Below are 12,339 nucleotides of genomic sequence, written 5' to 3'. Positions count from 1 at the left end.
TATACTACTTAATTATCCTTTTTCTTAGATTTTTTCTTAAATACAAATACTGATGCTGCAACTAATACTGCTGCTAAGACTAATAACACAACGATTGCTGCAATGGCACCTTTGTTATTTGAAGTTGTAACAACTTTTGGATTTTCATCTTTAGGTTTTTGTGGAGTTGTAGGTTGCTCTGGTTTGCTTTCAGGAGCAGGTTTTTGAGCTTCTTTATCAGCTTGTTCTTGGACGTCAGCAATTTTTTTACGTATTTGCAACAACTGTTCTTTTGTGGTTGCATCTTTTAACTCGTTCTTAAAACTTTCTTTTGATGCAGCATCTTTGATTTGATCAACTTGCTGTGAAACTAAATTTAACAGATAATTGAAACTAAGTTTTTGTGCAATTGTTAATTCTTTTGCTAATAAATCATTATTAGTTGCATTATTAACATCATCTAAAATACTTTGTTTAATATCTGGTGTTAAATCTTTAATTTCCTCAGAAATTGCTTTTGAAGTTTGGTTTGCATCATTTACCTTAACTTTTAGCGCAGCTAAAGCATCTAAGGTAGGTTGTGCTAAGTTATCAAGTTTATCTGTGCTTTGTAAACCATTTACCATCGCATCGTATTGTGCATTTAGTGCTGTAAGTGAGTTAGAATAAGTGTTTTTTAAGGCTTGTGAAGCTAATCCAGCGATTAAAGTATCGATGTCTTGGTTTAATGTGGTTACTTGATTTTGTTTGTCTAATAATGCTGTAAGTTGGCTTGCAACTTTGTCTACATCGGTTTTGGTAAATGCTTTTGCTAAAAGATTTTGAAGAGCAGCTTTTTTAGACTCTTGCAATAATTTTGGTAAATCTTTGTTTACTGCATTTACAGCATCGGTGTATTTACTTCATTCTTGGAATGAATATTCTTCTTGAAGATGTTCGATGATTCGAGTAAGTTCAGATGAGTTATTAGTTGCATCAACACGAGCTAAGTAGTTGGATTTATCATCTAATTTAGCAATTAATGCTTTTGCTAATGTTTTTGCATCATCTAAGTTTGTAGAATTTACAACTAATGCTTTAGCAGTCTCTTTAAGATTGGCTTCATCTTGGTTAATTTGCGCTTGTGATAATAAATCAATTTTAGAACCAGAAACATTAGATGCAATGCGATCTAAAACAGCTTGATATTCACGATATGATGCATCGGTTCAGACATTATTATCATTAGAAATCGGATCTAATAACAATAACTTGTATTTTGCAATTGCTAAATTACGTTCATTAATAACTGATTCAGTAACAGCTTTTAATGAATCTAAGGCTTCTTGCACTTTATCAGCTGTAATATATTGTGAATATACTATATTATCATCATTTTGCACCTCAGTTAACAACTGATTTGATAAAGCAGGGAACTTTAATTGGTATTTATCATTAAATGGATATGAATGAGCATCACGATATGCTTCGTATTCTTTAATTTTTGCACCGACAGTAGATTCTTCTAATGCAGCATATTTAGTATCAAATTGTTCATTTAGTTGTTTGTAATTATCTTCAGTTGTAGAATCACTAGAAGTATTAACTTTTGAACGAATTGATTCCACATGAGTTTTAAGATCATTGAAACTTGGATATTGATATTCGATTGGATTTAATAAATCAAATTTTGCAACATTTAACTGAGCAATTTGCTTGTTAAATGTTGGTAGTTTAACTAATGCTTCTTTAGTTTTCATAAGTTGATTGATCATCGCATTTGTAACTGATGTGGTTAAATTATTTGGATTTGCTAATGCTAATTTAGCTTCATTAACAGCATCTTGATATGGCTGATATGAAGTTTTTGTATATAAAGCAGGATTTACATAACCATTTAATAAATATTGCAGATAAGTAGCTGAGGAAACTTTAGCATATGTTGGAAAAGGAACAGGTATTTTTATAGTATATTTTTCTGCATCCACATTAGCAGTTGCTTTAATGGTTGGAAAGTATAAAGCGTCTACATATTTATCAACATAACGCTGAAGAGCTTGTCTTGTAACTCTTTGGATGTTTTCCTCTGCTTTTGCATCTTTTTGAGTATCTGTCGTATCAGTTGTGGCTGCTGCACGTTTAGCTCTTGTATTTTTTGCTGGTTCAGTAGCTTTATCCATAGAATCAATTAATTGCTTAAGAGCATGTTCAGCGTTTACATATGCATCCTTTGATTCTTTGGTTCGATTATTAGTATCATTTTGAATTTCATAAGATGATTTTAACTTATTAATTGCTGTTTTATCTGCAACTTCCCCAGTAATTACATAAGGGTTAAATTGCACAATTTTTGGTTTTTTACCACTTCATTTAATTTTAAATCCAACTAAGTTTGCACTGTTTATACCCTGTAAATAGGTCTCAGGTTTATATAAAGAAAATGTTACGATGTTGTTAAATAAGGTTCCAAGTCTTTTGTATTCATATTTACCATCTAATATATTATATGTAATTTGATAGACAACAGCATCTGATGGTTGTCCAGTCGAAACTACCATTAAGTTTTTATCTTTTCAGTTGGTATCAGCAACATTGTAATATAACTCACCAGTTTCTTCTTTTGGTTCTCAATAGGTAGTATAATCAGCATCCAGCATTGCAGCAGGTTCATGTTCTACCGAAGCAGCTTGATAATTAGTTCCAGAGAATCTAGGATCAGTTTTTGAATAATATTTTCCACCATTAACTTGGATTTCGTTGATTTCTAATAAGCGATTGACCGGATAATCTTTTTTAATTAATAATTTTACATATCTAGCTTTAGTATCAGTTAAATTATCAACACCTCATCATTTAAATCGTGGATGTTCAGTATCAATAGTTCCACTATTGGTGCGAGCTAAAATATCTTCTAAGTTATTTGGATCATTTCCGATTTCAAATAATGATTTTCATTCGGTATTTTTATCATTTGTTTGAGCTACTAATACTTCTAAGTCTCTTGGATAATTATATGAGTTGTTATTTGCATAGATTTTTAATGATGTTAAATCAATATCAGAACCTAAATCATAAACAACTTCGTTATTTGCTTTTGGAGTTGAGATAAATTTAGTTGATGTATCGAAATCACCATCAAAACCACCATAGTTATTTTCAATGTTAGAAGCTTCTAAATCACTATCTACAATGCGACCAAAACGATCAAAGTCTTTAACTGTTACTGTCATACCACTAAAGTAAATATCTTTTGATGTTGTATCAGTTTTAGTTTCGCCTAAACCAAAATCACTATTATCATATAAGTCTTTTGAGTATTGTAATCGAATGTATCTAACCGGCTTATCAGTTAGTTGTGTGCTATTATATAAATTAAATCAAATTACACCATCAGTTGATGCTTGACTAATAAGGTATTCTGGAAGCGCACTTGCAAATTTGACATCTTTTAAAGTATAAATCTTTTGTAAATCTAATCCGAAACCACTTTTATCTTTTACTTTAACTGATACTGTGTTTCCTTCTTTGGCAAATAATTTAAAGGTATCATTATTATATGATGATAATAATTTATCAGTGTTAACATTATAAGAATGATATATATAAGCAGTTGTTACCGGATTTTCAAGTGGGGTAATAAATAAATGTTTAATATCTCATGATGGTTTTGCTGTAAATCCAGTTGTAGGTTTAATACGGATACCATTATATTTTTTAGTATCAGTAATTTTAATTACATCATCACCTGTAGAATTTTGAATAGTCGATAAAGTGGTAAAAGTATCATTAACATACCCTTGCACGATATATTTATCTAAAAAGTTATCCCCTTGCACAAAGTGGATTGAACTAATCGCACTGTGACGATCAAAGTTTACATCAACATAGTCTCCAGAATAATCTACATTATTGCTATTATTATTATTAGAAACATTATTTGTTCCTGAACCACCAGATGCTGTAACTGATGTAGTAAGTTTAGTAACAGTATCTGAATCTGGATTAACAATATCATTGATTGATTGATCGGAAGTATATTTCATTACTGTAAAAGGATAATAATGCACTCCTTCAACAGCTTCATTAGGTCCATATATTTGTAAACCTGCTAGTTTTAATGGATTATTTCCTTGTTCTGAGTTTGTTGCTCTAGAAACAAGTGAGATATATTGAGTTTTTGCATATCCATATGTTTCATAGTATTCTGCTTTTGCATCTTCAGAACTTTGTGCTTTAATATAACTATTATCATAACCTTTACCAAAATTCTTTCAAGTAGATGTAGCAGAATCATAATATTTAACTTGGATTAGCGGGAAACCTTTGTTAGTATTGTTTATATCTTGTTGGAAAGCAACAGCAGAAACTTCTGATAATTTATCTAATTTAAAGATAATTTGATCTAAATCTTTTGCATTTTCAGTTCCAAAAGTTTCTGTGGTAGAAAAATTGTCATCAGTTAATTTTTCTAATTCAGTTTTAATTGTACTAGTAGGATTTTTCAACTTCGAAGTATCTACCCCACTAAGATAATCGGTTGAATTATTATAAAAATTATAATTTAGTTTTTGTAAATCATTTATATCTGTTTGTGGATTTACTAAGAATTCTAAAAGTCTAAATTCATCATTATTAGTAGTGTTGCTAACATTTTTAATTCTTACCCCAATTACATCATCGATCGGTTTAGTAAGTTTAATCACCTTACGAACTGATGATTGGATGCCAGTTACAGTGGCAACGGATGCATTTTCACCATCAATACTATGTCACGAAGATTCTTTGATTGTTTTTTTTGTTAAATCAATTATATTTGTATTTCGTTCTTCTGTATTTTGTCTTTTCTCTGCAGTATATGTAGTAACATCCAAATCTGATGCATAATCTACATCATCTGCATAGAGTACTTGAATTTTAGCATTATCAAAGTGATCCTTGACATTACTATTTTCATATCCTGCATATCTTAATCAAAGTTCTCTGAATTGAATTGGTTTATCAAATAATGTTCCAAAGTATTTATTTTTCATATCGAGTGGTACTGAACCTGTTTGATTTCCATAAATTAAAACTCTTTGGTTATTTTTTTGTAAAACTCATTTTACATCAGATTTAGAATCTTTGTTTTGTAAGTTTGTGATCACTTCTTGATTTCTCGGAACATCTCCAAGACTCTTGTGTAATTCATGATTTACAACTGGGATAAGTCATTGAATAAATGGCTTAAGAACCTTGTTTCCAGCATTTACTTCAACTGCTACACCATCGTAGTTATACTGATGTGATTCAATAGCACTCTTATATAAATTTACTCCTAATGTGAATGCATTAAGTGCATCATCATATTTATTTGCTTTAATATCAACAGCTGCATCAATTAGATGATTTGCTGCTGTTGATAAATCTTTAAGCATATTTGCTCAAGGTTTAATTTCTGAAAAGAATGCTTTGGTTTTTGTTGCTGTTGAAATTTTTAATAAATCCACTGCATCAGTTAAATTAGTTAACTCATCTTGTAATGTATATACCTCATATAAATTAAATGCTTTAGTATTATATGTTTGTTTAAACTTATTAGCATGACTTTCTAAAGCAACTGAATCGGTATTAGCAACAGTGTTTGTTGCTGAATAAGGATTATCAAATAATCTTAATGCAATGGTACGTAATGCTTGTGCGTCTTTGCTCTCTAAATCTGAATCATTTAAAAGATAATTAAACGATTGTACTCAAGCATCGTTAGATGATTGTCATACTTTTCAGCCATAATTTGCTGTTTCAAATAATGCGATGCGAGAAGCAAGTTTAGCTTGCATTGGTTTTACTATAATTCCATCTAATCCTTTGGTTAAAGATTGATTATTTGTAATAGATGGTAGATATGTTGATAAACCACCTAAAACCATATTTCCTTGATCTTCATATTTTTGTGTAGTTGGTCAATTTAATAATAAACTAACTCCACGATTTGCTTTATTTACAAAGTCACTTACATTTGATGCAACTTCTGCTGCCTTAGATTTAGGTAATTTTACAATCTCAATTTCTTTTGGTAATAAATTGTAATAATCTTGGTATTCAGTATTAGATACTAAAAATAAAGTTGATGCATCAAAATCTGAAAAAGCAGTAACGACTTTTTCTTTAATTCAAGATGTTAAATCATTTAAGATTCTAGTATTTAAATTTGCATCGTTGCTTGCGTTGAGTGCAATACGTTTAATACCAGCTGTTGCAAGTTGTCAAATTTTACTTTCTAAACTTGCTAAATCTGAATTATATGTATCTGCTGTAAAGTCACCTTGGTTAAATGGATTAATTGTATATACAAATCTTACTTTAGTAGATTCTCCAGTTGTTGCTAATTCTTTGATATTAGCAAGCTCACCTGGTGTATATAATAATTTTCATTGACTACTATGTTTTAAGTCGTCACTAGCAGCATATAAATATGTATTTAATTTATATTTAGATGCTCATGCAAAATAATCAAGACGATCTTGTTGTGATCACTGTGATTCTTTGAAATCATCTAATGTTCCACGCATTTTTATATCTGCATAGTCTTTAATGGTAAATTTTTCAATCTCATAACCATTAAGTTGTTTAAAGACTTCTGCTAAGGTAGTTGCAGCATAAAATGCCGCATTAGTATTTTTTGCTAAAACAGAAACATATCCATCTTTCAATGTTGAAATTCAATATGCATCAGTTTGAAGTCATAAATTATCTCCATAAGGTAGATTATTTGATAAATCAGATAATTTATTATCAACTAAAACATCTGAATCTCCGTGAATTCCTACTAAAATATTTGTTTTACCTTTAACAAACCTTCTAGAAACAGAATATTTTAATCCTTTATCTTTAAAAATTGTTTCATATTTTGCTCTAGTAACAGAATCAATTCCGTTTTCAAATACTAAATTGACTTCTCTAGTAACTAAAAAAGTTCGTTTTGCACTGTTAGTTGTATCTGTTGAATATGAAATAGAATGCACATATGGAGTAATTTTATATGTGGTTGTCTGTCCTTGTTGGTCAGAAACACTTGATGTTGTTGAAGTAGTCTGACTTTGTCCTTGTTGTGTAGGTGTTCCTGCTGAAGCAGCAGCAACACCAGCAAGTAGTCCTAAACTACCACTAGCACCAAGAAATAATTTTAATTTTCTTTTGATTTTCATTTCACCTCAATAAAGTAATAATTAGGTATAACTTTAAACTTTTATTAACATACAAATGTATGTTTTTATCTTTTTAAAGATATACAAAGAAATTATAAATGTTTTTTTTTTTTTTTGCTTACATAATGCTATTAATTCGTTACTACTTTTAAAATCATTGAAATATGTAAGTTAAATATTTTATGCCTATAAATAAGATAAAAAAGTTTAATACTATTTATATTTTTACTTATTTAAGTTTTAAATATACACATTATTATTAAATTTTTTTGTATGTATATAAAATAAAAACCAATAAAAAACTAAAATTTATTAAAATTTTGAACAAAAAATGTTTAACACTTTTATCAAAGTGTTAAACAACTATTTATAGCCAAATTTACCTAAGAAATTTAAATCATCATTTCACTTTTTAGCAACTTTAACTTTCAATGATAAGGTTGTGGGTAATCCAAATTGATGTGCAATTTTGGTACGCGCTGATTTTCCTATTGCTTTAATTTTTTCGGCATTTTTTCCTATTAACATTCCTTTTTGTGAATCTTTTTTAACATAAATAACTGCATCGATTATTATTTTTTGAGAATTAGATTCATCGAATTCCAAGATTTCAACAGCAATTGAATGTGGTAATTCTTCATATAATAAATTAATTGCTGATTCACGAATAATTTCTTTAGCAATAAATCGCATCGATTTATCTGTGATATATTCACTATCATATTGTGGTTGTCCATCATAAGTATATGTTTTAATTAAATCTATTAATGCATTAATAGATTTATCATTATTGATGTTTGTTGAAATAATATGTTCAAAATTATACGCAAGTAATTGCTGCATTTTTTGTTGTAAAAGTTCAGGTTTACCTTGAATTTTATCAATTTTAGAAATTACAGCAATTTTGTGTTTTACATTCTGTATTTTTTCTAAAATCATTTTATCACCATTACCGAGATTCTCATCAGATGGACTTAAAAACAACAATACATCAACATCGTTAGTTGCTTCATAAGCATTTTTATTTAATGTTTGACCTAACTTATTTTCAGGTCTATGGATTCCGGGTGTATCAGTAAAAATAATTTGGTAATTATCATCGTTATATATACCTGTAATTTGATCTCGAGTAGTTTGAGCAGTATCTGTAACAATTGCAACATTGTAACCGATAATAGCATTTAATAAACTGCTTTTTCCAACATTAGGTCTACCAAGAATGCTTGCAAAACAAATTTTCATTATTTAATATTCTCCGAGTGAATGGGATATGGACAAAGCTCGATTAATTTATTAATACGAACTTTGCTAGCATCATTGCTATATTGATAAATCAATGCATCATCAGGCATAAATTCTGTCATTACTTGCCTACATCCTGCACATGGACTTACTTCTGATTTTCCTGAAGAAATAATATGTATTTCTTTGAATTTTCCAACTTTTCCCCCGTATGCTACCGAACCAAACAAGGCACTTCTTTCGGCACATAAACCAGATGGATATGCAGCGTTTTCAACATTAACACCTTTGTATTGATTTCCATTTTCATCGATTGCAATTGCTGCAACTGCAAATTTTGAATATGGACAATATGAATATTTTAATAATTCTTTTAATTCTTCAACATTTATTTTCATTTTATCCCCTTGTGATTTTTAATGGATTAAAAATTATATCTACAATACTATCCATTTGTTGTTTTTGACTTTCATTTGAATGATCATAACCTTGCAAATGTACCAATCCATGTGTAAATAAATAACAAAATTCACGTTTAAGTGAATGATTAAACTCTTTTGCTTGCATCTTCATTTTATGTCAACATATTACTAGCTCACCTAAAAAATAAATCGGTAGTTTGTCATATAAATTATTTTCTTGAAAACTAAATGAAAGAATATCGGTTACATAATCTTTATTACGATACTCTGAATTAAGTTGTTTAATTTTATTTTTTGAAACAAAGCTTACATCTAAAATAATTTGCTTATTTTTATCAATTTTAAAATAATTAGCAAAATTATTTAAAATATCATACATTTGATTGATAAAAATATCAGTATTTTTAGGTTGATTTGAAAGGTTAATTTGCAGGTTATATTTAAACATAACATAATTATATAAAATTAGTTAAATAAATGTATAAATCAGTTATAAATATATTTATAAATCAATTCTTTTGATTCAATTAAGCGAACTGGAATAAATTCAAGGTTTTTTTGTTTTAAAAACATTGATAAATCTGAATTTTTGATAATAATTTCTTCATTTTCGTTTATTGCATCAATATTAATTTGATATTGATGCAATTTATCTTGAAAATTAAAGTCAATTTGATAGTTTTTTAATGCTAATTTATCGTAAGTTATATTTCTTAAAATCAACTCATTATTATTTTGCTTAATTATCACCTGCTGATATTTATTAATCGGCTGATACATAATCAAATAAATAAACATCGCAAACAATGCTAATAATGAAAAAAGTAGTAAATATTCTAAAAAACTAATTTTGTACTTTTTCAAGATTAATTACTTGCGAATCAGCAAAAAGATATTTATTATTATGTGAAATTTCTACTACTTTTTTGTTTTTCAAAATATATCGAAGTGGTTTTTGGACCATCAAAAAAATCTCTTGTGAAATCGATTCAAACGCCTCATCAAGTAAAACCACATCGTAATCTAAAATAAAAATTCTTAACAACTTGATTATTTGCATTTGTCCACTTGATAAGGAATTGATATTTATATTTTCTATATCATCCAAATTTGCTTTTTTTAAAATAGGATATAGCCTAAATCTATTAATGGTATCATTGAAACCAAAAGAATCAGATATCATTAAATATTCAGATATAGACATATCTAATTTTTGATTTTTATCCCCTACATAATAAATTTTTTCACGTATTTGGTTATTGTGTAAATTTATTTTTTGATCATTGATTAAGATTTCCCCATAATCAATTTGATATTTACCACTAATGATGTTGCATAATGTAGTTTTGCCACTACCATTATCACCTTTGATGATATGTTTTTGATCAATTATGAGCCTTGGAATATTAACAACTTTGTAATTAGGATTGCTATTATATGAAAAGGATACATATGATAGATGTATTTTATCAATTGAATTTATATTCTCTAAAAGATTTGAATTTACAGGTTTACCAGTTCTAAAAATATTAAGCATAGTTTTGCTAATCTTATAATCCTTTGACATCTGAAGTGCTTGTGGAATAAATTTAAGAGGTCTGATAAACAAATTTGATGCTGTGATAAAAAATAACAGTTCATATACTTTCAAATTCTGCGATCATATTTGAAATGTTCCATAAATTAGGATGCAAAATGGATAAAAAACATCTAAAAACAATTCAAAATGATTAAAATTTTGCATCTGTAAATTAAAATTAGAATTTTCTTGTATATATGCTGCATAATCATTCAATAAATTCTTTTGATATAAATTTGCAAATGTATAATCAAAATTATCTTTTAAAATATTAATATAATTATTGATTTGTTTATCGGTTAGAATACTTTGAGCAACAATTTGATTTTTGTTTTTAAAATACCAAAACATATAAATGCTAGCAAAAACACTTGTAATTATTCCAAAAGCACCTACAACAAATAACAATTTTTTATTTATAGCAAAAATAATAATCAATGAGATGATAAAACTGATAATATTTACAAAAACCTTAGACAAAAAAGTCTTTTTATGAATTAAGTAATTCATTAAAGAACTGATGCGATTTTTTATCTCTATTTCACCTAATTGATTAATAATTTTAATATTTTGATGACTTCAAGATTTCAATAAATTATTGAATTCTTTTGAATAACTAGTCAATACTTTATTTTCAAAGATTCTCATGATCATTATTTGAATTAAACTAATAATTACAAATAAAATAATAAAAAATCCACTCATTAATCATAATTCCTTTTTAAGATGAAATGGAATTATATTTTCAAAAATATATTTTGTTGTTAATGGTGTAATAAGTGAAATAATTATTTGCAGCAAATACATAAAAATCAACTTTATGGAAATACTTAAACCACCGAAATAAGTATTTCTATACTTTTTTATTATTTGTTTTTGTGCTGCTTTATCTTTACTTATTTTGACCAATATTCCTCGATATAACTTTAAAAAAATATTTTTATCTTGTTTTATTCTTCCTTGTTTTGGATCATAGATTAACAATTTATTTCCTTGCACTTCTTCAATTAGCACCATATGTTGCATATTTTGATTTAAGATTATTGCAGCAAGCGGATATTCATCAACATCAAGTTTTTCAAAATCTTTTGCACCACATTTAAAACTTTGTAACTGATATTGGTATTGTGATAAAGTTTTTTGAAAATGAAATAGACTAATACCTTCTTCATCATAACTAACATTTAACTTTAATTGGTTTATATCATATTGTTCGTTATAGTATTTATTTGCTAGATGTATAAATACATATAACGAACAATCTCTTGAATCAATTTGTTTATACATAATTTTTATATTATTTTTTAAAAAAAAGTTACTAATAAGGAACAAAAAATGTGAATATTATGTAAATAATTTAAAAATATGACAAAAATTAGTATAATTATAAAATAAACAAAGGGGTAAAATGGAAGCAAAAACTAAAAGAAAATTATTTTGATTTTCTGTTCTTGCAACAACTGTAACTGCTGGTGCTTTTGGTTTATCAATTGCAGTTTTAAACACAGGAGCAAGTGATAGAAAGTATTATGAATATAAATATTCAACGCTTGATTCATATATAAATTCTGTTAAATTACCTGGTTTAGCAGATCAACAAGTAAAAAATTTATTACAAAAAGCAGATGTTAATTATCATAATCCTAAGCAATTTGATGATTTAGATTTTTTATATCAACAATTTCGCGAAATTTTAAAACAAGCATTAAAGCCTCGATTAGATAAATTTACTAATTATAATATTTCACTAATTGTCCAAACACAAAACACTAAACAATTAGTGGATGCTTGAAATAGCATTGATAATATTGAAGAATTTTATCAGATTTTACCTAAAATTAAGGATGTTAATAAACAAAACCAATTAGAAACAGAATTTAGAGCAAGCATCACTTCAGATAATACATCTGCTGTTTTATCAAAAGCACAAATGGAAATACAAAAATAAAATCGT

7 protein-coding genes are annotated in these 12,339 nt (G+C 27.4%); 1 reads left to right on the top strand and 6 read right to left on the bottom strand.

What is annotated here, in order from left to right; all coding sequences use genetic code 4:
• Nucleotides 1-8: 8 nt before the first annotated feature.
• The 6 genes from ACXYRR_RS00905 to ACXYRR_RS00880 form a co-directional block, all read right to left on the bottom strand.
• Nucleotides 9-7,142: a beta-N-acetylglucosaminidase domain-containing protein gene (locus ACXYRR_RS00905; RefSeq protein WP_458597337.1), complete on the bottom strand. Its 7,134-nt coding sequence runs from the start codon at nucleotides 7,140-7,142 to the stop codon at nucleotides 9-11.
• Nucleotides 7,143-7,505: 363 nt separating this feature from the next.
• Nucleotides 7,506-8,384 (bottom strand): GTPase Era, encoded by an 879-nt coding sequence (era, locus tag ACXYRR_RS00900; RefSeq protein ID WP_458597336.1) that lies wholly within the window; start codon nucleotides 8,382-8,384, stop codon nucleotides 7,506-7,508.
• Nucleotides 8,384-8,782, bottom strand: a complete 399-nt coding sequence (cdd, locus tag ACXYRR_RS00895) for a cytidine deaminase (RefSeq protein WP_458597335.1) — start codon at nucleotides 8,780-8,782, stop codon at nucleotides 8,384-8,386. The genes era and cdd overlap by 1 nt, the downstream gene beginning before the upstream one ends.
• Before the next feature lies 1 nt (nucleotide 8,783).
• Complete coding sequence (gene ybeY / locus ACXYRR_RS00890) at nucleotides 8,784-9,254, bottom strand: rRNA maturation RNase YbeY (RefSeq protein WP_458597334.1); 471 nt, start codon at nucleotides 9,252-9,254, stop codon at nucleotides 8,784-8,786.
• Between the two features lie 17 nt (nucleotides 9,255-9,271).
• The gene (locus ACXYRR_RS00885) at nucleotides 9,272-9,670 is read right to left on the bottom strand and encodes an MAG1140 family protein (RefSeq protein WP_458597333.1); all 399 of its coding nucleotides are present in this window, start codon (nucleotides 9,668-9,670) and stop codon (nucleotides 9,272-9,274) included.
• Entirely contained in the window at nucleotides 9,651-11,672 is a 2,022-nt protein-coding gene (locus ACXYRR_RS00880; RefSeq protein ID WP_458597332.1) for an Mbov_0121 family peptidase domain-containing ABC transporter, read from the bottom strand. Before ACXYRR_RS00880 ends, ACXYRR_RS00885 begins: the two co-directional genes overlap by 20 nt.
• 121 nt (nucleotides 11,673-11,793) lie before the next feature.
• On the opposite strand from ACXYRR_RS00880, the gene ACXYRR_RS00875 reads away from it, so the two are divergent.
• Nucleotides 11,794-12,333, top strand: coding sequence for a hypothetical protein (locus ACXYRR_RS00875; RefSeq protein WP_458597331.1), 540 nt, complete (start codon nucleotides 11,794-11,796; stop codon nucleotides 12,331-12,333).
• The last annotated feature ends 6 nt before the right edge of the window (nucleotides 12,334-12,339 follow it).

Source organism: Mycoplasma sp. 246B, assembly GCF_054353935.1.
The sequence above is the reverse complement of the archived record's forward strand: the minus strand, read 5'-3'. Positions and strand labels throughout refer to the sequence as shown.